This is a genomic window from Stenotrophomonas geniculata, from assembly GCF_034508895.1.
Classification (GTDB): Bacteria; Pseudomonadota; Gammaproteobacteria; order Xanthomonadales; family Xanthomonadaceae; genus Stenotrophomonas; species Stenotrophomonas geniculata.
The window spans coordinates 4,205,343-4,228,266 of sequence record NZ_CP140571.1 but is presented as its reverse complement, the minus strand read 5'-3'; the positions used below and the strand labels follow the sequence as shown (position 1 = coordinate 4,228,266).

Genomic DNA, 22,924 nt, shown 5'->3' with positions numbered 1-22,924 from the left:
ATGTTCAGCAAAGACCTCGAACACACCATCGGCCAGTGCTACAAGCGCGCCCGTGAGGCCCGGCATGAGTTCATGACGGTCGAACACCTGCTGTTGGCACTGCTCGACAACCCGTCCGCCCAGGCCGTACTGAAGGCGTGTGGCGCCGACGCCGAACGCCTGCGCCAGGAGCTGGAGCAGGCCATCGAGGCCTCCGTGTCCCGCCTGGCCGAAGATGACGGCCGCGATACCCAGCCGACCCTGGGCTTCCAGCGCGTGCTGCAGCGGGCCGTGTACCACGTGCAGTCCTCGGGCAAGAAGGAGGTCACCGGCGCCAATGTGCTGGTCGCCATCTTCGGCGAAAAGGACTCCCACGCCGTCTATTACCTCAACCAGCAGGACGTCACCCGGCTGGACGTGGTCAATTACCTGTCCCATGGCATCGCCAAGCTGGGCGAAGAAGGCGAGCAGCCGTCCTCCTCCTCCGAGGGCGAAGGCCGCATTGAAGGCGGGGAGGGCGAGCCGAAGGGCGATGCCCTGACCGAGTTCGCCAGCAACCTCAACGAACAGGCCCGGGCCGGTCGCATCGACCCGCTGGTCGGTCGTGCCGACGAAATCGAGCGCACCATCCAGGTCCTGTGCCGCCGCCGCAAGAACAACCCGCTGTACGTGGGCGAGGCCGGCGTGGGCAAGACCGCGATTGCCGAGGGCCTGGCCCGCCGCATCGTCGAGGGTTCGGTGCCTGAGGTGCTGGCCGATGCGGTGATCTATTCGCTCGACCTGGGCGCACTGGTGGCTGGTACCAAGTACCGTGGCGACTTCGAGAAGCGCCTGAAGAGCGTGCTGACGGCACTGAAGAAGGTGCCCAACGCGGTGCTGTTCATCGACGAGATCCACACCATCATCGGTGCTGGCTCGGCGTCGGGCGGCACCATGGACGCGTCCAACCTGATCAAGCCGGCGCTGGCGTCGGGCGAGCTGCGCTGCATCGGCTCGACCACCTTCCAGGAATATCGTGGCATCTTCGAGAAGGACCGGGCGCTGGCCCGCCGTTTCCAGAAGATCGACATCGTCGAGCCGACGGTGGGCGAGACCTACGAGATCCTGCAGGGCCTGAAGTCCAAGTACGAGCTGCATCACGGTGTGACCTACTCCGACGAGGCCCTGCAGGCCGCAGTGGACCTGTCGGTGAAGCACATCGGCGACCGCCTGCTGCCGGACAAGGCCATCGACGTGATCGACGAGGCCGGTGCCCGCCAGCGCCTGCTGCCCGAGGAGCAGCGCAAGGAGCTGATCGACGTTGAAGAGGTCGAGGCAATCGTCGCCAAGATGGCGCGCATCCCGACCAAGCAGGTCAGCGCCACCGACAAGGATGTGCTGCAGCACCTGGAGCGCAACCTGAAGATGGTGATCTTTGGCCAGGATCCGGCCATCGAGACGCTGTCCTCGGCGATCAAGCTGGCCCGCTCGGGCCTGGGCAATCCGGAAAAGCCGATCGGCAATTTCCTGTTCGCCGGTCCGACCGGTGTCGGCAAGACCGAGGTGACCAAGCAGCTCGCGCTGCAGCTGGGCATCGAGCTGGTCCGCTTCGACATGTCCGAGTACATGGAGCCGCATTCGATCAGCCGCCTGATCGGTGCCCCTCCGGGCTACGTCGGCTTCGACCAGGGCGGCCTGTTGACCGAGAAGATCGTCAAGACGCCGCACTGCGTGCTGCTGCTGGACGAAATCGAGAAGGCGCACCCGGACATATTCAACATCCTGTTGCAGGTGATGGACCGCGGCGTGCTGACCGATACCAATGGTCGTGAGGCGAACTTCAAGAACGTCGTGCTGGTGATGACCACCAATGCCGGCGCGGCGCAGGCCTCGCGGCGTTCGATCGGCTTCACCAAGCAGGACCATGCCACCGACGCGATGGAGACCATCCGCCGCAGCTTCACCCCGGAATTCCGCAACCGCCTCGACGCGGTGGTGCAGTTCCAGGCGTTGGGCTTCGAGCACATCCTGCGCGTGGTCGACAAGTTCCTGATCGAGCTGGAGATGCTGCTGCAGGACAAGCACGTCAGCCTGTCGGCCACCCCGACCGCGCGCGACTGGCTGGCTCACCACGGCTTCGACCCACTGATGGGTGCGCGCCCGATGGCCCGCGTGATCCAGGACAAGATCAAGCGCCCGCTGGCCGACGAGCTGCTGTTCGGCAAGCTGGTCAACGGTGGCAAGGTCAGCATCGATGTCCGCGACGACGAGCTGGTGGTCGAGACCCAGGCTGAGCCGGAGCGGCTGCTGCCGGTTACGGTGGAGTGAGCTGAAGGCTTCGCGTGAAAGACTGGAAACAACAAGGGCGGCTTCGGCCGCCCTTGTGCTGTCCGGGGTCAGCGGCTGCGGCGGCGCGCTTCGCGCTTGAACCGCTCGGCATCGATCAGCTCGATGCGCGCGACCTCGCAGCTGCCACGACCGGTGTCCAGAGCGCTTCGGCCCTCGCTGCACAGCTCGTCAGCCTCCTTGCCGTCGGTCCTGAAGCCGAGGCGGGTGGCCAGCACGGCAGAAGGGCAGCTGTTGCGGAAATGCACGACATAGTGGTCTTCGCCGGAGCGAAGCAGGATGTTCTTGTCGGCGCCGGCGCGAACGATCTGCTGTTCGCCGGTCAGTGGTACGCACTGCGCCGGCGGGGTGTCGGCGGCATGGGCGGGCGACGCCAGCAGGGTGGCGGCAGACAAGGCCAGGGGGATGAGCAGGGAAGACAGATTCATGGCGGGGCAGGGGGCGGCGATCCGGACTGGATCGGATCCCAGGATGCCGCCGCCGCTGCAAATGCGAATCTGCCGCAAGCAGGGCTGACCGACGTCACGGTGAGATCGGTCACGATGACCTTTGGCGCATCAGGCTGCGATCGAACGGAATCCCTGCTGGCGCCCCTGGTTGCCGCCATCCTCGATGACGAATGCGACCGCTTCATGCGGAATGTGCAGTCGCTGCTTGAGTGTGCTGCCCATGTGTGGGACCTCGCGCTGCACGGCCAGATACAGTGGGTGGGATGCGTCCATGCTGGTACAGACCAGGCAGGGCTGGCCGAACCAGGTGCCGTCCGGGCCCTTGCTGGCGTAGCAGCGGCTGGTGACGGACTGCGGGTCCAGGACGATCAGGTAGGTCATGCGCGCAGCGCCTTCTGTGAAGAACGCGTTGAGTCTAGAGTTCCGGCGCGATGCTGGATTTCAGACAAGGACGAAAATCGGACGATCTCGGTGCCGCGAATTTTCTTCCGCGCACGACAAAGGGCCAGCAGCGAGGCCGGCCCTGTCGGAGTGGCGCACTGCGCCGACCGCTTACTTCATGCGGTAGGTGATACGGCCCTTGGTCAGGTCGTACGGGGTCATTTCAACCTTGACCCGGTCACCGGTGAGGATGCGGATGTAGTTCTTGCGCATGCGGCCGGAGATGTGGGCGATGATTTCGTGCCCATTTTCCAGACGAACGCGGAAAGTGGTGTTCGGCAGCGTCTCGCTGACGGTGCCCTCGAACTCGATGGAATCGTCTTTCGACATGTAGTCCTGTGCGGTTCAGAAAACGGCCACGCTGGGCCTAAGGCGCGGTATTTTACGCGTGATGGGCCCGGCTTGCAAAGTTTGTGTTAACCCCCGGCCAAACGTCGTGCTGGCAAGCGTCCGACCGCCTGGGTCCAGGGGCCTTCACGGCCGTCACGCTGTACGGCCTGACGGACGTGCTCCAGAAAGTCCGCGCGCGGCAGGTGTTCGGCGCCCATCCGCAGCAGGTGCGGATTCTCCACCTGGGCATCGATCAGTTCCCAGCCCCAGTCACGCAGGGTGGATGCGAGGGCGGCCAGGGCGATCTTGGAGCCGCCGCTGGCGCCACTGAACATGCTTTCGCCGAAAAACATCGATCCGATCGCCACCCCATAGATGCCGCCGACCAGCGTCTGCCGGTCCCAGACCTCGAAGGAGTGGGCAAACCCCAGGTCGTGCAGCTGGCCGTAAGCCTCGACCATCGCCGGGCTGATCCACGTACCGTCCTGGCCCGGTCGCGGCGCCGCGGCGCAGGCACGCATCACACGACTGAAAGCGGTGTCGGCGGTGATCTCCCACGTGCTGCCGCGCAATTGGCGGCGGAAGCGGCTGGACAGGTGCACGCCCTCGGTACGGAATACCATGCGCGGGTCCGGCGACCACCACAGGATTGGCTCGCCCTCGCTGAACCAAGGAAAGATACCGCCGGCGTAGGCATTGAGCAGGCGCACCGGATGCAGGTCGCCGCCCACCGCGAGCAGGCCGTCGGGCTGGCGCAGTGCGGTTTCAGCCGGAGGGAAGGGAGCGTCCGGCGCATCGGCCAGGCGCCAGGGCAGCTGGCGGGTCATGCCGCCATTGTATTCGTCGTGGCGATCGCTGATGTCTGGCACCATCAGCGTCCAACGGCAAGGAGCCCACGCATGAGTGACGCGATCACCGCCATCCTCGATGTGCACGATATCCCGCGCACGCGCAACGACAGCCAGGGCATGCTGCTGGCGCTGGCCACTGAACAGCCCGGCCAGCTCGGTGCGCTGATGCTGCTGGCCCTTGCCCGGCGTTCACCCAGCTCGGCCTTTCTCGACATGGCGCTGGATCTGCTGCCCGATGAAGCGATTGTGCCGGTCTGTGCCGAGGCCTGGCGCCGCTATCGGGATGGCGAGCGCGGCGAACTGCTGGCCAGCGTGATCGAATTCACCAGCTACCAGGCGCCGCAGGTGCTGCAGGACGACTGGGAGGCCTTGCTGGCGCTGGCCACCGAAGACGAGCTGCAGCTGGCTTCGCAGGTATGGCAGGGCCTGCCCTCCGTCATTGCCGTGCAGTGGGCGCAGATTCTGGTTGAGGCCGACGACGATCGCGAGATGGCGCGGGCCAGGGCGCTGCTGCTGGCGGCGCAGCCCGATAGCTATGCCGTTGCCCGCGGCTACCTCGCTGACTGGGGCACGCTGGATGCTGAGGTCTGGGCGCACTGGGCCGGCGTCGCGGACGGACCGCAGCCGCGGCGCCTGCATGGGGAGCGGCCGCTGCACATCCGCTTCGGCCGCGAGCAGCATCGCGCGCAGCAGGCGGACGAACCGAGCTGGCGCAAGCGCATCTGGCGCCTGCACCCGACCTGGAATGGCGGGCAGGTACAGTACGCCGGGCAGATGGGAGGGCCGCTGGAATCGTTGTGTGGCAGCTGCCATGCACCGCTGCAGCGCCTGCTGCGAACCCACGCTGCCGCGCTGCAGCCGGGCGCGGCGGGTGAGATCACGCTGGGCCTGTGCCTGGACTGCTGCGGCTGGGAAGATCCGCCCGTGCGTTTCTATCGCCACGATGCCAGCGGCCTGCCCAGCTGCCACCCCAGCCAGCGTCTGGAGGTGCCGGCGACGCCGACCGACAGCGGTGACCTGATGCAGGCCGAGGTCGGCCTGGCCGCCATGGATACCTCGCGCTGGCGGCAGCAGGACTGGGGACAGTCAAACCACCGGCAGAACCTGTCGCGCGTGGGCGGCGCACCGAGCTGGGTGCAGAGTGCCTGGTATCCGGCGTGCATCGATTGCGGTGAGGAGATGCCCTTCGTGATGCAGCTGGATTCGACGCTGCCGACCACCGGTGGAGGCGCGCTGCTATGGGGCAGTGGCGGCATGCTCTACACGTTCTGGTGTGCGAAGTGCAGGGTGAGCGGGCACTTCTGGCAGTGCACCTGAGCACAGCGCCATCGCTATTGCTCTGATAGATGCCAACGTCGGTTGGCACGCCTCATTGCCCCGGTAGGCGCCAACCTTGGTTGGCACGCTTTTCCGCACCGCGCAAGTCGAGCAAGCTCGACGCTACGGCTCTGCGCGGAACGGCCCATGCCCCTGCAATTCCTGCTGGTACCGCCGCACACTCTGCCGCTCCTGTCGGCACCAGTCCTGCAGTGCCTCTGCGAAATCCGGATCGGCCACCCAGTGTCGGCTGCGCACCAGGGTCGGCAGGAAGCCACGTGCCAGCTTGTGCTCGCCCTGTGCGCCGGGCTCGAAACGGCTCAGACCTTCGCGCAGGCAGTACTCGATGCCCTGGTAGTAACAGGCTTCGAAATGCAGGCCGGGCAGGGTGGCGCCTCCCCAGTAGCGGCCGTACAGCGTATCGCCACCGCGCAGGCACAGCGCCCCGGCAATCGGCTCGCCGTCCTGTTCGGCCAGGAACAGCACCAGCCCGCGGCCCAGTGAAATGGCCAGATGGCGCAGGAAGGCCTCGGTCAGCGCCGGGGCGTTGCCGTATTCGAGGAAGGTCTGCAGATAGAAGCGGTACATCGCCTGCAGGTCTGCGCGGCTGGCTTCATCGCCGTGCACCACGCGGAAGGTGATGCCCTGGCGGGTGACTTTGGCCCGTTCCTGGCGGATGTTCTTGCGGTGCTTGTGGTTCATCGCACCGAGGAACTGGTCGAATGTCGCCCAGTCACCGGGGTTCTGCCACTGGAACTGCACGTCTTCGCGCAGCAGCCAGTCATCGCCGAACACCGCCTCGTCCACTGCGGTGTGGAAGTTGATATGGGCCGAGGACACGTCCAGCGTTGGCAGCGCCTCGCGCAATGCCGACAGCAACGTGACGCGCCCTGAATCGTGACGGGCCAGCAACCGCGGGCCGGTGACCGGCGAGTACGGCACCGCGCCCAGCCACTTCGGATAGTAGTCGCGGCCGTGGCGGGCATACGCGTTGGCCCAGGCATGGTCGAACACGAACTCGCCGTGCGAATTGGTCTTCAGGTAACCCGGAATGGCGCCGACCAGCGTGCCGCCCTCCCACAGCGTGAAGTGCCGGGGCTGCCAGCCCCAGTCCTCGCGCAGGCAACCGTGCTGTTCAAGTCCGGAAAGGAAGGCGTGGCTGACGAAGGGGTTGCGGCCGTCGTGCAGGGCATCCCAGTCGGTCGCGGCAATGGACTGCAGGGAGTTGAGGAAGCGGGGGGAAGACATGGGGGAAGGATAGGGCAGATGAAACAGAAAGGCCGACGCACTGGCGTCGGCCTATCATCCGGAGTCGGGCCTGGCTCGACCCTACAAGAGCGGGTCAGCCTCTCAGCTGGCCTTGCCCTGGGCGTCCAGGTAGCGCTCGGCATCCAGTGCGGCCATGCAGCCGAAGCCGGCCGAGGTGATCGCCTGGCGGTAGTGCTGATCGGCCACGTCGCCGGCGGCGAACACGCCTTCCACCGAGGTCTGCGTGGCATTGCCACCCAGGCCCGAGCGGATCTCCAGGTAGCCGTTGTTCATCGCCAGCTGGCCGTCGAACAGGGTGGTGTTCGGGTGATGGCCGATGGCCACGAAAAAGCCGTGGGCATCGATGTCGCGGGTGCTGCCGTCCAGGGTGGACTTCACGCGCACACCGGTCACGCCGGCGTCGTTGCCCAGCACTTCCTCCACCTGGTGGTGCCAGACGGTCTCGATCTTGCCTTCGGCCACCTTCTTGAACAGCTTGTCCTGCATGATCTTTTCCGCCTTCAGGGTGTCGCGGCGGTGGACCAGGTAGACCTTGCGGGCGATGTTGGACAGGTACAGGGCCTCTTCCACGGCGGTGTTGCCGCCGCCGACCACGACCACGTCCTGGTCGCGGTAGAAGAAGCCGTCACAGGTGGCGCAGGCGGACACGCCGCGGCCCTTGAACTCGTCCTCGGTCGGGATGCCCAGGTACTTGGCGGTGGCGCCGGTGGCGATGATCAGTGCGTCGCAGGTGTACTCGTGGCTGTCGCCGATCAGCTTGAAAGGGCGCTGCGACAGGTCGGCGGTGTGGATATGGTCGAAGATGACCTCGGTTTCGAAGCGCTCGGCGTGCGCCTGCATGCGCGCCATCAGGTCCGGGCCCATCAGGCCGTGGGCGTCACCCGGCCAGTTGTCCACCTCGGTGGTGGTCATCAGCTGGCCGCCCTGCTGCAGGCCGGTGATGACGACCGGCTTCAGGTTGGCGCGGGCGGCGTAGACGGCGGCGGTCCAGCCGGCCGGGCCGGAACCGAGGATGACGAGGCGCTGGTGGCGGGAGGGCAGGCTGGTGCTCATGTAAACTCGCGAAAAGGTAGATGGGACAAGGCGCTGGCGATATTTGCGCAGCATCCGTGGCAGGTCATAGAGTGGCGGCTGGGGCAGGGCGATTCAAGCCGATGAACAGAACGCCGTCATCCGGCGATGGTTCCGGCGCTCTGAACGCGCTGTCAGATGTCGCATAACTGAAAACTGACGCCGTCTCATTTATTATCAATCACTAACAGCGCATTCCAAAGGTATGGTCTAAGGTGGCGAAGCAGGTCCCCGAACGCTCCAAGTCCGACGACAGCAAGGCGTCACGTCGCACGGCCGCGGCGGCGACGACCGACAATCCACGCCGCCAACGCCTCTGGCGCGATCTTGGCCTGATCGCCATCGCGCCGGCCTTGCTGTACCTGGCGGCCAGTCTTTTCACCTATTCAGCGACGGACCCGGGCTGGTCGCATACCGGCAGCGTGGTCGCGCCGGTGCACAATCTCGGCGGTCGCGCCGGCGCCTGGATCGCCGACGTGCTGCTGCAGCTGTTCGGCTACATCGCCTTCCTGCTGCCGGTGGTGCTGGGCGCGCTGGCGTGGATCGCCATGTTCGGCCTCAAGCGCGAGAGCAAGGGCGAGAACGACCTGGACCCGGCGCTGCGCCTGGTCGGCCTGGTCGGCTTCCTGATCGCCGGAACCGGCTTCCTGCACGTGCGCCTGTTCAGTGGCGATGTCTCCAGTGCCGGCGGCATCCTTGGCAAGCTGGTCGGCAATTCGCTCACGGTGGGCTTCGGCGCGCTGGGCGCGAACCTGTTCGTGCTGGTGCTGCTGCTGGCCTCGATCACCCTTGCCACCGGGCTGTCCTGGTTCACAGTGATGGAGAAGATCGGCCGCGGCGTGATGTCGCTGGCGCCGCTGCTGGCGCGCAAGAAGGAAGAAGTCACCGAGTGGCAGCAGACGCGGGTGATGCGCGAGGAGCGCCAGGAAGTGCGCAAGGCCGACGCCGAGGTGCGTGCCAAGCGCGAGCCGGTGAAGATCGAGCCGCGCCCGGAACCGGTGATCGAGAAGAGTGATCGGGCCAAGCGCGACACGCAGATCCCGATGTTCCGTGGCGTCAACGGCGACGGCTCGGACCTGCCGCCGTTGGCCCTGCTGGACGACCCCAAGCCGCAGCCGGTGGGCTACGACAAGGAAACCCTGGACGCGCTGTCGCGGCAGATCGAGTTCAAGCTGAAGGACTTCCGCATCGACGCTCAGGTGGTCGGCGCCAACCCTGGCCCGGTCATTACCCGCTTCGAGATCGAGCCCGCGCCGGGCATCAAGGTCAGCCAGATCAGTTCGCTCGACAAGGACATCGCGCGTGGCCTGTCGGTGAAGTCGGTGCGCGTGGTGGACGTGATTCCGGGCAAGTCGGTGATCGGCCTGGAAATTCCCAACGTCACCCGCGAGATGATCTACCTCTCCGAGCTGCTGCGTTCCAAGGAATACGACAAGTCGGCCAGCGTGCTGACCTTGGCGCTGGGCAAGGACATCGCTGGCCGCTCGACTGTGGCAGACCTGGCGCGCATGCCGCACCTGCTGGTGGCCGGTACCACCGGTTCGGGCAAGTCGGTGGCGGTCAACGCGATGGTGCTGAGCCTGCTGTTCAAGGCCTCGCCGAAAGACCTGCGGATGCTGATGATCGACCCGAAGATGCTCGAACTGAGCGTCTACCAGGGCATTCCGCACCTGCTGGCGCCGGTGGTCACCGACATGAAGGAGGCCGCCAACGGCCTGCGCTGGTGCGTGGCCGAGATGGAGCGCCGCTACAAGCTGATGAGCGCGGTCGGCGTGCGCAACCTGGCCGGCTTCAACAAGAAGGTGAAGGAAGCCCAGGACGCCGGCCAGCCGCTGATGGACCCGCTGTTCAAGCCGAACCCCGAGCTGGGCGAGGCGCCGCGCCCGCTGGAGACGCTGCCGTTCATCGTCATCTTCATCGACGAATTCGCCGACATGATGATGATCGTCGGCAAGAAGGTGGAAGAGCTGATCGCGCGCCTGGCACAGAAGGCGCGTGCGGCCGGCATCCACCTGATCCTGGCCACGCAGCGCCCGTCGGTGGACGTGATCACCGGCCTGATCAAGGCCAACATCCCGACGCGCATCGCCTTCCAGGTCAGCTCCAAGATCGACTCGCGCACCATCCTCGACCAGTCCGGCGCGGAAACCCTGCTCGGCCACGGCGACATGCTGTACCTGCCGCCGGGCACCGCGCTGCCCGAGCGCGTGCATGGTGCGTTCGTGTCCGACGATGAAGTGCATCGCGTGGTCGAGCACCTCAAGGCGATGGGCCCGGCCGACTATGTCGACGGCGTGCTGGACGAAGTGCAGACGATGGGCGACGGCGTGGTCGTCGGCGCCACCGGGCTGCCCGAGAACAGTTCGTCCGGCGACGAGTCCGACCCGTTGTATGACGAGGCCCTGCGGGTGGTGACCGAGACCCGCCGCGCCTCGATCTCCGGCGTGCAGCGCCGGCTGAAGATCGGCTACAACCGTGCAGCGCGACTGATCGAGGCCATGGAAGCGGCCGGCGTGGTCAGTTCGCCCGAGCACAACGGCGACCGCACGGTGCTGGCTCCGCCGCCGCCGAAGTAAGACCCGACGTATCCCCCACGACGTCCAAGGAACCGACGCATGCTTCACCCCGTACCAAGCGCGCTGGCACTGGCGCTGGCAGCCTTCCTGGCTGCCGGCCCGGCACTGGCAGACACCGCCACCTCCGCGCCCGCCACGGCGCCGCCTTCCACCAGCGGCGATACCGAAGCCAGCAATAATTTCAGCATTGTCCGTTACCGCGCCGACTACCAGGTGCGGCCGGATGCGGGCAATGTGCAGACCGAAACCTACGAAGTCCTGCTCAAGACCAAGGCGTCCGTCGAGCAGTTCAGCCAGGTGCGGCTGAGCTACAGCGAGAAGATGGAGACGCTGGAAGTACTTGGCGCCTACACCATCACCGCCGACGGCCAGCGCCGCGACGTGCCGGCCGACCGCATCTACACCCAGGAGAGCTACTCCAGCGCCTCGGCGGCAATGTATGCCGACCGCAAGGTGCGGGTGATCGTATTCCCGAACCTGGCCCCGGGCACGCGCCTGTACTACCAGGTGCGCCGCACCCAGGTCACGCCGTACTTCCCGGGCTACTTTGGCCTGTGGGAAACCTTCAACGTCTTCACCGAGTACGAGGACGCTGAGGTCACCCTGAGTGCGCCGGCCAACCTGCCGATGTTCGTCGACAGCCGCGGCGTGCAGGGCAGCGATCGCCCGACAGTGAAGAATGGCCAAGCGCAATGGCGCTGGCGCTACCAGCGTCGCGAAGCCATGCCGGCACAGAACTGGTCGGCGGCGGGCTGGGAGTTCGGTCCGAACATCATGGCCAGCACGTATCGTGACTGGTCGCAGATGGGGCGCGCCTACCAGCTCAAGGCTGGCCCGGCGGCGCAGGTCACGCCGGAACTGCAGGCGCTGGCAGACGAAATCACGACGGGCATCAGCGACCGTCGCGAGCAGGCTGATGCGCTGTACCGCTGGGTGGCGCAGAACATCCGCTATGTGGCGGTGTACCTGGGCAATGGTGGCCTGGAACCGAACAGCGCGCAGAGCATCCTCGACAACCACTACGGCGACTGCAAGGATCACGTGACGATCCTCGAGGCGCTGCTGGCGGCCAAGGGCATCGCCAGCTCGCCGGTGCTGATCGGTGCGGGCGGCGGCCCGACGCTGCCGAAGATTCCGGTGCTGGGCCGCTTCAACCACGCCATCACCTACATCCCCGAATTCGATCTGTACCTCGATTCGACCACCGCGTGGGCGCGCTTCGGCCAGCTGCCGGAGGGTGACCTGGGTGCGCCGGTGATGCGCACCCGCGACGCCACGCTGGCACGCACCCCGGCCAACACGCCGGAGCGCAACGCCACCTCGATGGAAGTGCGCTTCACCTTCGACGCCAACGGCAACCTGCGCGGCGAGACGATCCCGAAGCTGGGCGAGAACGCCGAGATCGGCATGCGCGCCCAGTTCTCCCAGCTCAACGCGCAGAACCGTGCGCGCGCTGAAGAGCAGATCATGGCCGCCTCCGGTTTCGACGGGCGAGGGCAGCTGCAGATCCAGGGTGTGCCGGTCGACCTGACCCGGCCGTTCGGCTACCGCATGGCGTTCCAGGCCGAGGATTACGCCGACTTCAGCGTGGCCGGCGGCATGGCCGTGCCGGACCCGCCGGGTGGCGAGTCGGTGCGTGGCTTGTACGCCACCGCCTCGGCGCCGGCCAACGAGACGCCGTTCTACTGCAATGCCAGCCTGCGCGAAGAGACCTACCGCCTGCAGTTCCCGGCCAACGCGCCGATCATCGCCATCCCGGCCAGCCAGCGATTCGCCAACGCCGCCGGCGAGTACCGCGTGGACTGGAGCCGCGAAGGGCAGGAGGTGATCGTGCACCACCGGTTGCAGCAGAATGCGGTGCGCGGCCCGGAGGCATTGTGCCAGCCGCGGGATTATCCGGCGTTCCGCGCGCTGTATCGCGAAGTGCGGCGCGGCTTCCGTGGCCAGGTGCTGTACGGCAAGCTGCCGGCATCCGGCGGCTGAATCGCCGATGGACGTTCAGGGCGGCATAATGTCGCCCTGATCGCCCATTCATCTTTCCCCGGGCACACTGGCAACCACCTTTCCTGGCGCGCGCGCCCACAGGATTCCCGCATGAACTTCCGCTTCCGCCGTTTCCTTGCCACCACCACCCTGGCCGTGGCCTGCGCCGCCGCCGGCAGTGCCTGGGCTGGCGCCCGCGATGACCTGAAGACCTTCACCAGTGGCCTGAAGGGGCTGGATGGCCAGTTCAGCCAGCAGGTGTTCGACAGCCGTGGCAAGGTGAAGGAATCGACCAGTGGCCGTGTGGCGCTGTCGGCGCCGCGCCTGTTCCGCTGGGAATACGTGCGCCCGCACGAACAGCTGATCGTGGCCGACGGCAAGAAGGTCTGGATGTACGAGCCGGATCTGGAGCAGGCCACCGTGCGCGAGCAGGGCAAGGAAGAGCAGAACAGCCCGCTGACCGCGCTGATCAACCCCGCGCTGCTGGAGCAGCAGTACGACGTCAGCGAAGAGGCCGCGCAGCGTGACGGCCTGCAGTGGCTGTCGCTGTCGCCGAAGCGGGAGACCGAAGCCAGCTTCCAGTACGCCACGCTGGGTTTCAACGCCCAGGGCCTGGCCAGGATGGAAATCACCGACGCGGTCGGCCAGCGCACCGTGATCAGCTTCAGTGGCTGGAAGCGCAACCCGGGCTTCGCCGCCGGCACCTTCAGCTTCACCCCGCCGAAGGGCACCGACGTCATCGGTAACTGAGGGCGGCCGCCGGGCATGGCCCGGCGCTACCTGCTCTGGTGGGTATCAACCGGTACCGCCTTGGTGGGTGTCAACCTTGGTTGACACGCTCTTGAACTGCCGGCCAGCGGCCGGCACTACCGGAATCGTGGTCACCCGGCGCGGTACAATAGCCGCGTGGCAAGACATCGTTCAACTTCCTTCCCCGGCCCCGATCTGCTGAGCGTCGATCGGGATCACCTGCGCCCGCTGGCCGAGCGCATGCGCCCGCGCACCCTCGACGAAATGGTCGGGCAGAAACGCCTGCTGGCGCCGGAGAGTGCGCTGCGCCGCGCGGTCGAATCCGGGCGCGTGCATTCGATGATCCTGTGGGGGCCGCCCGGCTGCGGCAAGACCACGCTGGCGCTGCTGCTGGCCGAGTACTCCGACGCTGAATTCCGTGCCATCTCCGCGGTGCTTTCCGGGTTGCCGGAAGTGCGCCAGGTGCTGGCCGAGGCCGCTCAGCGCTTCGCCGAAGGCCGTCGCACCGTGCTGTTCGTGGACGAGGTGCATCGCTTCAACAAGGCGCAGCAGGATGCGTTCCTGCCGCACATTGAACGCGGCACGATCCTGTTCGTCGGTGCCACCACCGAGAATCCGTCGTTCGAGTTGAACTCCGCGCTGCTGTCGCGTTGTCGCGTGCATGTGCTGGAAGCGGTTTCGCCAACCGATATCGTCGAGGCGCTGGAACGTGCACTGGGTGACCGCGAGCGGGGCCTGGGCGAAGAGGGCATCGAGGTCGCGCCGGAACTGCTGCTGGAAATCGCTACCGCTGCCGATGGTGATGTACGCCGTGCTCTGACGTTGCTGGAAATTGCCGCCGAGCTGGCGGGCGGGGAGGGTGGCCGCATCACGCCGCAGACCCTGACCCAGGTGCTGGCCGACCGCACCCGCCGTTTCGACAAGGGTGGGGAGCAGTTCTATGACCAGATCTCGGCGCTGCACAAGTCGGTACGCAGCTCCAATCCTGATGCCGCGCTGTACTGGCTGACCCGCATGCTCGATGGCGGCTGCGATCCGTCCTACCTGGCGCGTCGGCTGACCCGCATGGCCATCGAGGACATCGGCCTGGCCGATCCGCGCGCACAGAGCATGGCGCTGGAGGCCTGGGACATCTACGAACGCTTGGGCAGCCCGGAAGGCGAGCTCGCCTTTGCCCAGCTGGTGCTGTACCTGGCCAGCACCGCCAAGTCGAATGCGGGCTACGCCGCGTTCAACCAGGCCAAGGCCGACGTGCGCGAAAGCGGCACCGAAGAAGTGCCGCTGCACCTGCGCAACGCGCCGACCAAGCTGATGAAGGAGCTCGGCTACGGCGCCGAGTACCAGTACGACCACGACGCCGAAGGCGGCATCGCGCTGGACCAGACCGGTTTCCCGGATGCGATGGGCGAGCGCGTGTACTACAACCCGGTACCGCGTGGCCTGGAGATCAAGCTGAAGGAAAAGTTGGATCGGCTGCGCGCCGAGCGCGAAGCGGCGCGGGCCGCGAAGGGCCGCTGACCCGGCTTCTGTAGAGTCGAGCCATGCTCGACTTCGCTCTTGCATGGGCTTACAGGTACCTCTTGGAACAGCAGCCGAGCATGGCTCGGCGCTGCATTGTCCTGCGCGCGTTCATTTGGCACACTGCGCGGCTTCTCTTTTCAAGGATCGATGCCGTGCAGGAAATGATTCTGCCGTTGAAGCGCTATGCCCAGTTCGAGGGCCGCGCCAACCGCCGCGAGTATTGGATGTACCAGCTGTTCCTGTTCCTGGTGGCGACGGCAGTGATGCTGCTGACCGGCGTGCTGGCGATCCTCCTGCGCAACAGTCCCGATGCGCTGGCCGGCATCCTGATCGGGATGGTGGTGCTGCTCTGCGTGATGTGGCTGGCGACGATCGTGCCGCTGATCGCGGTGACCGTGCGCCGCCTGCATGACTGCAACCAGTCGGGCTGGCTGTTCCTGCTGGCGCTGGTGCCGGGCGGTGGAATCGTGATCATGATCTTCTCGCTGCTGCCGGGCACGCCGCAGGAGAATGTATATGGTCCGGTTCCGTCCGGGCCCTGACACTGCGTGAGTCGCACACGGCCCGACGCTACAGCACAGGTGAATGGAGTCGGCGTAACGCCGGCTTCATTGTTTCCGGGCCGCTGCCGGCGCTACGCCGCGCGCGCCGTTATGGGCAGGCCCAACGGGCTGTTGTGGATGATGCCCCATTGTGGGTACTGGCTGTCGTGCAGCTTGACATCGACGAAGCCTGCTTCCTCCAGCAATCGCACCAAGTGCGGGTATGAAAAGATCCTCAGTTCCAGCGTGGAGCCGTCACCGCCGTGGAAGGACAGGTCAGAGAATCGCTGCTCCCTGCCATCCTTGGTGATGTTGACAAGGATCCGGTCCGCGCCCGTGCCCTCGATCCGGTAGTCGTTGAGTTCGGGAAAGTGCTCGATCGTGACGTCGTGATATCCATAGGGAACGGTGAGTGCAAGAAGTCCACCCGGCTTCAGCAGCGCCCGCAGGTTCCCGAGCGTGCGTTCGCACGGTCCGTCCACGTGTTCCAGGACATCGGAGCTGACAACGAAGTCATGTTTCCCCAGGTATTGCTCTGCCGGGTGCCGGATGTCCAGCATCGGCTGGGTGTGGAAGTAGGTATTGATGTAGTCGAACTTGCGCCGCAGGGCCACGGCATAGATGTGCGCGTCGGTCATTCCGATTCCCTTGAGCTGTTTGCAACCGGGGATGCGTTCAAGCACGCGGACCTCCCGCCCTTCGTCCATTTCGGTCTGCAGTGCCGCCATGAGGGCTCGGAACCGGAGTGTGGATCCGCAGCCGATGCAGCTACGCGCCTCCCGCTCGGCGATGACCTCCCGAGACGCCCGCAAACGGAAGCCACAGATGTTGCAGGCGGGCCTTTCGGCGCTCGGGACGCTCACGGCAAAGACGTGCGGGCGAATGGTGTCGAGCGCTTTTCGGGCAAGGTTACGGCAAATGGCGTACACGCTGTGACAGTCCCTGTTTGTGTTGATGTTGCGTAGCTTGCCGCATGCCCGCTGCACGAATCCAGCCTGAAGGCCTTCATCGCGCGCGTGATACACAGCGTGACGTTCGATCGATGTGATAATCATTCGCGTTTAAGGTAGACTGCGGTCCCTTGTGAACCGGCGGCCCCTGGGCCGCTTCTGCTGCCGCTGATGAAGCATTTCGTCCCGCCTTCGCGCCGTGGTCTGCTGGCCCGCGGCCTGGCCGCCTTGATGATGGGTCTGCTCCTGGCCACCCCGTATGCCTATGCACAGCAGCGCAATCCGCTGCAGAAGGTCGGCCACACCGTGCTCGACGAGCCGGCGGCCAGCTACCGCTTCGAGCATTTCGTGGTGGACAGCCCGGACCGGCAGCGCCGCTGGCGGGTGAACCTGGTAATCCCGGCCAAGGCCGGCAAGACACCCTCCCCGGTGTTGTACGCGTTGGACGGGAACGCCGTCGCCATGGTCCTGGACCAGCCGCTGCTGGCCGAACTGGCCACGCGTAAAGCGCCACCGGTGCTGGTGCTGATCGGCTACGACAATGACCTTCGGATCGATTCCAAGGCGCGCACCCGCGACTACACCGCGTGGATCGACCGTGCCGACGACGAGAGCGGTACAACCCAGGCGGTCGGTGGTGGTGCCGCGGCCTTCCTGGATGTGATCGAGCGCCGCATCAAGCCGGAAGTCGAGCGCCGCGCACGCATCGATGCGGAGCAGCAAGCGCTGTGGGGTCACTCGCTGGGCGGCCTGTTCGTGCTCAATGCGCTGTACACCCGTCCCGCCGCCTTCCAGTCCTACCTGGCGGCCAGCCCGTCGCTGTGGTGGAGCCAGGGCGCGGCGCTGGGTGATCCGGAACAGCAGTTCGTGCAGAACGTGCATGGCCAGCCGGCAAAGCTCTGGCTGATGCTGGGCGGCGCCGAGCGAGTCGGTGATCGTGGCAAGCGCGACATGAACAACCCGCGCGTGGTCGCGCACCTGCGTCGCATCGGCGGCGCCACCCCGGATGCGGCGATGCAATTGTCCGAGCGGCTGGGCAAGGTGCCGGGCCTGAGCGTGCAGTACCGCGAGTTCGACGGCCTCGGTCACGGCTCGATGCTGCCCGCGTCGTTCCACGCTGCGCTGCATGAGCTGTACGGCGTGACTGACCGCAGCGCCGGCGATGGCGTGCCCAATGGCGGTGACAACGCCGCCGAGTGAATCCCTTCGCACGCGATGCCGTGCGACCCCACTACCCAGGCGAGGCTGCCGATGTGCAGCGGCCCAGGCAACCGATGAATCCCGCGTCACGTGGCGCGGCCTACGTGTGCAAGGAGCCTTCCATGTCGTTCCGTCCGTCTTTCCGTCTCACCTCTCTCGCCGCCGGCCTGTTGCTCGCGGTGACCGCCACCGCGCAGCCGGTGTTCGATCAGCCGGCCAACGCCACCTTCAAGGGTGAGGTCGTCTCACGAGGTGAGAACGTGGTTCCCGGCAGCACTGCCGACGTGGTCGGTCGCGGCTTCGTGCCGGGCCAGAAAGTCAGCCTGCTGCGTGGCGACAGCGTGCTCAACACGCAGCCGGTGGTGGTCGACGCCGACGGCAACTTCAAGACCCAGCTGAGCATTCCGGCCGATGCGGTGCCGGGCACCCACCCGGTGGTGGTGCGCGCCAGCCAGCCGGCTGCAGCCACCGTGCTGAAGCTACGCGTGTCGCCTCAGCTGCCGCTGTCCGGCCAGGCGCAGTTCGCCACCCAGTCCAACAAGCTGGTGCCGGGCCTGTACCAGTCCGCCTACAGCGCCGCCAGCAACGCGGTGTTCGTCACCTCGGCCGTGGGCCGCCCGCCGGTGACCCAGTCGCAGCTGCTGAAGCTGGACCCGAAGACCCTGAAGGTAACCAAGGCGATCACCCCGGCGCAGGTGCCGGGCAGCACCAATGGCGCGGTCTATGCGGTCTACGGTGTGGGCGTGGATGACACCAACGGCAATGTCTGGGTGACCAATACCCGCCAGAACTCCATCGCGGTCTATCGCCAGAAGGACCTGTCGCTGGTCCACCAGTTCCCGGTCGATGCCGTGCCGCATGCGCGCGACGTGGTGGTCGACGGTGCCCACGGCAAGGTGTTCGCCTCGGCCACGGGTGAGGACCACCTGTCGGTGTTCGATGCGAAGACGTTCAAGGAACTGCCGCAGGTGACACTGGAATCGGGCGTGGATGACGGCAAGTTCACCCCGATGAGCCTGGTGCTGGACGAAAAGGCTGGCAAGCTGTTCACCGTCAGCATCGGTACCCCGGAAGCGGCGGTGATCGATGTGGCCAGCGGCAAGGTCGACAAGGTCATCGACCTGGGCAATTCGATCAGTGCCTCCGGCGTGGCCTTCGATGCGGCACGCAACCGTCTGTACGTGGCCTCGCAGGGCACCGACAACCTGCTGATCGTCGACGTGGCTGCCGGCAAGGTGCTGCATGACGTGCCGGTCGGCGCCGGTGCGCTGAACGTCGCCTTCGATGATGCCTCCGGCCTGGCCTATGTCAGCAACCGTGGCGCTGGCACGATCACCGTGGTGAATGGTGACGGTAAGGTGGTCGCCAACCTCGATGGCGGCACGCTGCCGAACCATGTCCGCGCGGACGGCAAGGGCAACGTGTTCGCGGTGAACAAATCGCGTGGCGCCGAAGATCCGAAGGGTGACCGCATCACCCGCATCACCCGCATCACCCCGAAGCAGTAAGTCACAGGGCAGGGCGGCGTGCGCGTCGCCCTGCCAGCAAGGAGAATGTCCATGAACATCGCGTCCCGTCTGCGCCTGTGTGCGCTTCCGTTGGCTGTTTCGCTGGCGCTGGCCGCCTGTGGCGGTGCGTCGACGCCGCCTGATGGCCAGAAGGCCGCCGAGCCGCCCACTGCAACGGCCGCTGCGGAAGCCGCGTTGCCGGCAGGCTGGCAGCGCGTGGCCGGCGCCGAGATGCCGGCCGTGCACGGCCAGAAGGCCGTGCTGCCGGCCAAGGTGCATTCCGATGATGGCGCCGATATCGAAGTGGCCGACACCGGCCGGATCATTGCCGGTGGTGACGATGTCATCGCGGTGATCGAGGCGCTGGGTCTGGGCAAGCAGGTATTTGCCGCGCCGACCAACACCACCACCCAGGCCGGCCTGGCCGCACCGCACCAGTTCCTGTTCAACCGAACCACTGGCGTGGAGGGCGTGCTGAGCCTGCAGGGCTCGCTGTTCCTCGGCAACAGCCTGCGCCGCCACACCGAGCTGGCCAGGAAGCTGCGCGAAGTGGGCGAGCCGGCCGTGGTCATCGATGACCTGCAGCCGGCCCCGGATAAGGTGCGCAAGGTCGCCGCCGCACTAGGGCTGGCCGAGGCAGGGCAGGCGCTTGCCACGCAGGTGCAGCGCCAGCTCGACGAGGCTGCAGCGATTGGCAAGGGCCTGGGCCATGCGCCACGAGTGATCCACGTGTCGGCCACCGGTGCCGGTGGCTCGCCAACTGTTGCCGGTGCCGACAGCGCATCGGCGCAGCTGATCGCACTGGCTGGCGGCGTCAACATCGGCACCGAGGCCGGGGTGAAGAACTACTCGCAGCTGAGCAATGAAGGCGTGGTTGCCGCGGCACCGGAGGTGATCCTGGTGACCGAGCATGACCTGCAGTTGTTCGGTGGTGCCGAAGGCCTGTGGAAGGCGTACCCGACGCTGAGGCAGACCCCGGCCGGGCAGGCCAATCGGGTCTGGGTGATGCCGGATGTGCAGCTGAAGTACACCAGTGTCGGTTCCGGTGCTGGCGCGCTGGCGCTGGCCAAGGCCCTGGCGGCGTTGCCGAAGGCATGAGTCCGGCGGATCGGCGCCGCCGTCGCGGGCGGACGATGTTGCTGGTGGCGTTGCTGGCACTGCTGGGGGCAGTGCTGGCGTCGTTCGCCGTGGGCCCGCTGCGGCTGCCGCCGCTGGAGGTGATGCAGGCGCTGGCGGTGAAGCTGGGCCTGCTGGATCCGCAGGCAGTCAGCAGCCGCGATCTGGCCGTGGTCTGGCAACTGCGCATTCCGCGTGCCCTGCTGGGTGCGATGGTGGGCGCGTCTCTGGCGATGGCCGGTGCCAGCCTGCAGGGCCTGTTCGGTAACCCGCTGGCCGACCCCGGCATCGTCGGTGTCAGCCAGGGTGCTGCACTGGGTGCGGTGGCCGCCATCGTGCTGGGCGCCGCCGGTGCGGCGGGCTGGCTGGTGCCTGTGGCCGCGTTCGTCGGCGGTGCGCTGGCGATCGGCCTGACGTATGCGTTGGCCCGGCCTGGCAAGGGCACGGGTAACGCCACGCTGCTGCTGGTCGGTATCGCGATGGCCGCGTTCTGCTCGGCGCTGATTGGTTTTCTCACTTACATCGCCAGCGAAAGCGAACTGCAGTCGCTGGTGTTCTGGCAGATGGGCTCGCTCGCGCGCGCCAACTGGGCCGACGTGGCTGCGGTGGTGCCGTTGTTTGCGATTGGCGTGTTCGCATTGCAGCGACTGGCCACGCCGCTGGACATGCTGGCGCTGGGGGAGCGCCAGGCACAGCACCTCGGGCTGGATGTCACCCGCACGCGGCGTCGCCTGGTGGCGTTCAGTGCGCTGCTGGTGGGCGCGGCGGTGGCCTTTGCCGGCTCGATCAGCTTCGTTGGCCTGGTGGTGCCGCACGTGGCGCGCCTGCTGGTCGGCCCCGGGCATCGCTGGCTGCTGCCGTTGTCCGGCCTGCTCGGTGCGCTGCTGATCGTGGTGGCCGACACCGCCGCACGCACGCTCGATCCGCCCGCGGAGATTCCGCTGGGCTTGTTCTCGGCCGCGCTGGGCGCACCGTTCTTCCTCTGGCTGGTGCTGCAGCAGCGCCGCAAGGCGGCCCCATGAGTGTGCTGCTGAAACTGCACGAGGTGGTGGTGCGCCGCCAGCAGCGCGAGATCCTGCATGGCATCTCGCTGGCGTTCGAGCCGGGAACGGTGACCGCCCTGGTTGGCCCGAATGGCGCGGGCAAATCCACGCTGTTGGCGGTGGCTGCCGGTGACCTGCGCGCTGATGTGGGCGAGGTGAGCCTGCTGGGCAAGCCGCTGGCCAGCTACAAGGCCGGACCACTGGCGCGCGAGCGCGCGGTGATGCCACAGGAGCACGGCGTGCGCTTTGCCTTCAGCGTGGAAGAAGTGGTGGCGATGGGGCGTTTGCCGCATCCGCCGGATCCAGTGGTGGATGACGCCCAGGTGGAAGCGGCCATCGATGCCGCGGAACTGCAGGCGCTGCGCCTGCGCGAGGTGCAGCAGCTGTCCGGTGGTGAATCAGCTCGCACCACGTTCGCGCGCGTGCTGGCGCAGGACACGCCGCTGTTGTTGCTGGATGAGCCGACGGCCGCGCTGGATCTGCGCCATCAGGAGCGCACGCTGCGCAGTGTCCACGCCTGTGCCGAGGCCGGTGCGTGCGTGATCGTGGTGCTGCACGACCTTAATCTGGCCGCAGGCTACGCCGACCGCATCGTGCTGTTGGAGCAGGGCAGGGTGGCGGCGGACGGCACGCCGATGCAGGTGCTGACCGAAGGCAATCTTCAGCGCGTGTACCAGCAGGATGTGGTGGTGCTGGAGCATCCACGACGTGGGGTGCCGCTGGTGGTGGTGACCTGAGCGAAGGCCGTCAGGTTGATCCGGGTATCATGGTTGCTTCGTTTTCTTCAATGGACTGATGCCATGTTCCGTACCGTCACGCGCAGCGTGCTGCTTGCCACGATGATTGCTTCCGTTTGCGCAGCCCATGCAGCGTCGACCTACCAGGTTTCGCTGACCGACGCGGCCGAGCACGCCTCGCTGATCGAGACCCGGCATTCCAGTGGCGCCGGTGCCGCTGTGACGTCGATGAAGACGCAGTACTTCGCCAACGAGGAAATGTCCGTGAGCTGGGACGACCAGCAGGTGCTGGTACTGTGCAGGGAGACGGCTTACCTGAAGATTCCTGCCGCCAAGCTCAAGGCCGGAGCGTTGACCGCCGAGCAGCGGCAGATGATCGTCTATCAGGCGCTGATGTCCGGCCTGGGGGCTGTCGCGGGCGTTGTCGGGCCGGCAGGCGAACTGGTAGCCGTGGCCGATGACGGTAGCGAGACCCGCAGCGTTGGCGAAAACAGCTGGGCCTATGGTGTTGAGCGATACGAGGTGATCACCCAGCGGTTGCCGGACGGTGCACTTCGGGTCCGGACCCGCAAGACAGAAACCGTGAATACCACGCCTCCGGCGGGCCCGGACGATATGTTCAGCACCGAGGACGACCAGGCGGCACGCTTGTCCGAACTGGCGCCGGTGGGCAGCTGGACCGAAGTGGTGGTGCGCGGTGGCGCGCGCCAGCCGCATGTGGATCCGGCGATGTCGCTGCAGGGCTGGATCTCGATGGGCGATGACCGGGCTGCGACGGTGGCCGAGGCGCGCAAGCTGCACGGCTGCAAGTAAGGGCCGCCAGGGGTCAGATCCCTTTGCCAGGGGCAAAGGGATCTGACCCCTATCGTTGCCGGCCTCATCGTTCCATTTATGTGCTCAATATTCACTTGCGCGCCAGATTGGCAGGTCTAGAATGCGCCCCATGAACCGGATGCCGCTCCTGAA

Annotated in this window: 20 protein-coding genes; 13 read left to right on the top strand and 7 right to left on the bottom strand. The window is 66.5% G+C overall.

Annotated elements, in window-relative coordinates:
- Entirely contained in the window at positions 1-2,286 is a 2,286-nt protein-coding gene (gene clpA / locus RI032_RS19530; RefSeq protein WP_197576500.1) for an ATP-dependent Clp protease ATP-binding subunit ClpA, read from the top strand.
- 68 nt (positions 2,287-2,354) lie between these two features.
- On the opposite strand, the gene RI032_RS19525 is transcribed toward clpA, so the two are convergent.
- From RI032_RS19525 to aat, 4 genes are all read right to left on the bottom strand, one after another.
- Positions 2,355-2,732 carry a hypothetical protein gene (locus RI032_RS19525; RefSeq protein ID WP_143994435.1) on the bottom strand — a complete coding sequence of 126 codons (378 nt, stop codon included), beginning with the start codon at positions 2,730-2,732 and terminating at the stop codon, positions 2,355-2,357.
- Between the two features lie 129 nt (positions 2,733-2,861).
- A complete protein-coding gene (locus RI032_RS19520) occupies positions 2,862-3,134 on the bottom strand; it encodes a hypothetical protein (RefSeq protein WP_019337443.1) in 273 nt (90 codons plus the stop codon).
- Between the two features lie 171 nt (positions 3,135-3,305).
- Positions 3,306-3,524: a translation initiation factor IF-1 gene (gene infA / locus RI032_RS19515; protein WP_005409596.1), complete on the bottom strand. Its 219-nt coding sequence runs from the start codon at positions 3,522-3,524 to the stop codon at positions 3,306-3,308.
- Between the two features lie 86 nt (positions 3,525-3,610).
- On the bottom strand, positions 3,611-4,351 hold the full coding sequence (gene aat, locus RI032_RS19510; RefSeq protein WP_322548282.1) for a leucyl/phenylalanyl-tRNA--protein transferase: 741 nt from the start codon (positions 4,349-4,351) through the stop codon (positions 3,611-3,613).
- Between the two features lie 72 nt (positions 4,352-4,423).
- Between aat and RI032_RS19505 the strand changes: the two genes are divergently transcribed.
- Positions 4,424-5,692: a hypothetical protein gene (locus tag RI032_RS19505; RefSeq protein ID WP_322547584.1), complete on the top strand. Its 1,269-nt coding sequence runs from the start codon at positions 4,424-4,426 to the stop codon at positions 5,690-5,692.
- 123 nt (positions 5,693-5,815) lie between these two features.
- Here the strand turns inward: RI032_RS19505 and RI032_RS19500 are convergent, their stop codons facing one another.
- Together RI032_RS19500 and trxB are read right to left on the bottom strand one after the other, a co-directional pair.
- Positions 5,816-6,940 (bottom strand): GNAT family N-acetyltransferase, encoded by a 1,125-nt coding sequence (locus tag RI032_RS19500; protein WP_322547583.1) that lies wholly within the window; start codon positions 6,938-6,940, stop codon positions 5,816-5,818.
- Positions 6,941-7,042: 102 nt separating this feature from the next.
- Positions 7,043-8,014 (bottom strand): thioredoxin-disulfide reductase, encoded by a 972-nt coding sequence (gene trxB, locus RI032_RS19495; protein ID WP_005409600.1) that lies wholly within the window; start codon positions 8,012-8,014, stop codon positions 7,043-7,045.
- Positions 8,015-8,247: 233 nt separating this feature from the next.
- Here trxB and RI032_RS19490 point away from each other — a divergent pair, with 233 nt between their 5' ends.
- The 5 genes from RI032_RS19490 (at position 8,248) to RI032_RS19470 (ending at position 15,404) form a co-directional block, all read left to right on the top strand.
- Entirely contained in the window at positions 8,248-10,608 is a 2,361-nt protein-coding gene (locus RI032_RS19490; RefSeq protein WP_010485837.1) for a DNA translocase FtsK, read from the top strand.
- A 39-nt stretch (positions 10,609-10,647) separates the two neighbouring features.
- Positions 10,648-12,591 (top strand): DUF3857 domain-containing protein, encoded by a 1,944-nt coding sequence (locus tag RI032_RS19485; RefSeq protein WP_049409854.1) that lies wholly within the window; start codon positions 10,648-10,650, stop codon positions 12,589-12,591.
- Positions 12,592-12,702: 111 nt separating this feature from the next.
- Positions 12,703-13,341, top strand: coding sequence for an outer membrane lipoprotein periplasmic chaperone LolA (gene lolA, locus RI032_RS19480; RefSeq protein ID WP_197576498.1), 639 nt, complete (start codon positions 12,703-12,705; stop codon positions 13,339-13,341).
- Between the two features lie 240 nt (positions 13,342-13,581).
- Entirely contained in the window at positions 13,582-14,859 is a 1,278-nt protein-coding gene (locus RI032_RS19475; protein WP_235651946.1) for an AAA family ATPase, read from the top strand.
- A gap of 155 nt (positions 14,860-15,014) precedes the next feature.
- A complete protein-coding gene (locus tag RI032_RS19470) occupies positions 15,015-15,404 on the top strand; it encodes a DUF805 domain-containing protein (protein WP_322547582.1) in 390 nt (129 codons plus the stop codon).
- Positions 15,405-15,496: 92 nt separating this feature from the next.
- On the opposite strand, the gene RI032_RS19465 is transcribed toward RI032_RS19470, so the two are convergent.
- Positions 15,497-16,459: a class I SAM-dependent methyltransferase gene (locus tag RI032_RS19465; protein WP_322547581.1), complete on the bottom strand. Its 963-nt coding sequence runs from the start codon at positions 16,457-16,459 to the stop codon at positions 15,497-15,499.
- Between the two features lie 66 nt (positions 16,460-16,525).
- On the opposite strand from RI032_RS19465, the gene RI032_RS19460 reads away from it, so the two are divergent.
- The 6 genes from RI032_RS19460 to RI032_RS19435 all read left to right on the top strand — a co-directional run bounded on the left by RI032_RS19460 (position 16,526) and on the right by RI032_RS19435 (position 22,771).
- The gene (locus tag RI032_RS19460) at positions 16,526-17,554 is read left to right on the top strand and encodes an alpha/beta hydrolase (protein WP_322547580.1); all 1,029 of its coding nucleotides are present in this window, start codon (positions 16,526-16,528) and stop codon (positions 17,552-17,554) included.
- A gap of 122 nt (positions 17,555-17,676) precedes the next feature.
- Positions 17,677-19,062 carry a YncE family protein gene (locus RI032_RS19455; protein ID WP_322547579.1) on the top strand — a complete coding sequence of 462 codons (1,386 nt, stop codon included), beginning with the start codon at positions 17,677-17,679 and terminating at the stop codon, positions 19,060-19,062.
- A gap of 51 nt (positions 19,063-19,113) precedes the next feature.
- Positions 19,114-20,160, top strand: a complete 1,047-nt coding sequence (locus tag RI032_RS19450; protein WP_322547578.1) for a heme/hemin ABC transporter substrate-binding protein — start codon at positions 19,114-19,116, stop codon at positions 20,158-20,160.
- Positions 20,157-21,200 carry a FecCD family ABC transporter permease gene (locus RI032_RS19445; RefSeq protein WP_019337457.1) on the top strand — a complete coding sequence of 348 codons (1,044 nt, stop codon included), beginning with the start codon at positions 20,157-20,159 and terminating at the stop codon, positions 21,198-21,200. Before RI032_RS19450 ends, RI032_RS19445 begins: the two co-directional genes overlap by 4 nt.
- Positions 21,197-21,958 carry a heme ABC transporter ATP-binding protein gene (locus RI032_RS19440; RefSeq protein WP_322547577.1) on the top strand — a complete coding sequence of 254 codons (762 nt, stop codon included), beginning with the start codon at positions 21,197-21,199 and terminating at the stop codon, positions 21,956-21,958. The genes RI032_RS19445 and RI032_RS19440 overlap by 4 nt, the downstream gene beginning before the upstream one ends.
- 63 nt (positions 21,959-22,021) lie before the next feature.
- The gene (locus RI032_RS19435; protein ID WP_322547576.1) at positions 22,022-22,771 is read left to right on the top strand and encodes a hypothetical protein; all 750 of its coding nucleotides are present in this window, start codon (positions 22,022-22,024) and stop codon (positions 22,769-22,771) included.
- Positions 22,772-22,924: the final 153 nt, after the last annotated feature.

Coding starts and splice junctions, on each gene's coding strand:
- lolA (WP_197576498.1), top strand. CDS start 12,703: ATGAACTTCCGCTTCCGCCGTTTCCTTGCCACCACCACCCTGGCCGTG.
- RI032_RS19465 (WP_322547581.1), bottom strand. CDS start 16,459: ATGATTATCACATCGATCGAACGTCACGCTGTGTATCACGCGCGCGAT.
- RI032_RS19525 (WP_143994435.1), bottom strand. CDS start 2,732: ATGAATCTGTCTTCCCTGCTCATCCCCCTGGCCTTGTCTGCCGCCACC.
- RI032_RS19520 (WP_019337443.1), bottom strand. CDS start 3,134: ATGACCTACCTGATCGTCCTGGACCCGCAGTCCGTCACCAGCCGCTGC.
- RI032_RS19455 (WP_322547579.1), top strand. CDS start 17,677: ATGTCGTTCCGTCCGTCTTTCCGTCTCACCTCTCTCGCCGCCGGCCTG.
- trxB (WP_005409600.1), bottom strand. CDS start 8,014: ATGAGCACCAGCCTGCCCTCCCGCCACCAGCGCCTCGTCATCCTCGGT.
- infA (WP_005409596.1), bottom strand. CDS start 3,524: ATGTCGAAAGACGATTCCATCGAGTTCGAGGGCACCGTCAGCGAGACG.
- RI032_RS19440 (WP_322547577.1), top strand. CDS start 21,197: ATGAGTGTGCTGCTGAAACTGCACGAGGTGGTGGTGCGCCGCCAGCAG.
- RI032_RS19450 (WP_322547578.1), top strand. CDS start 19,114: ATGAACATCGCGTCCCGTCTGCGCCTGTGTGCGCTTCCGTTGGCTGTT.
- clpA (WP_197576500.1), top strand. CDS start 1: ATGTTCAGCAAAGACCTCGAACACACCATCGGCCAGTGCTACAAGCGC.
- RI032_RS19500 (WP_322547583.1), bottom strand. CDS start 6,940: ATGTCTTCCCCCCGCTTCCTCAACTCCCTGCAGTCCATTGCCGCGACC.
- RI032_RS19460 (WP_322547580.1), top strand. CDS start 16,526: ATGAAGCATTTCGTCCCGCCTTCGCGCCGTGGTCTGCTGGCCCGCGGC.
- RI032_RS19485 (WP_049409854.1), top strand. CDS start 10,648: ATGCTTCACCCCGTACCAAGCGCGCTGGCACTGGCGCTGGCAGCCTTC.
- RI032_RS19475 (WP_235651946.1), top strand. CDS start 13,582: ATGCGCCCGCGCACCCTCGACGAAATGGTCGGGCAGAAACGCCTGCTG.
- RI032_RS19445 (WP_019337457.1), top strand. CDS start 20,157: ATGAGTCCGGCGGATCGGCGCCGCCGTCGCGGGCGGACGATGTTGCTG.
- RI032_RS19505 (WP_322547584.1), top strand. CDS start 4,424: ATGAGTGACGCGATCACCGCCATCCTCGATGTGCACGATATCCCGCGC.
- aat (WP_322548282.1), bottom strand. CDS start 4,351: ATGACCCGCCAGCTGCCCTGGCGCCTGGCCGATGCGCCGGACGCTCCC.
- RI032_RS19435 (WP_322547576.1), top strand. CDS start 22,022: ATGTTCCGTACCGTCACGCGCAGCGTGCTGCTTGCCACGATGATTGCT.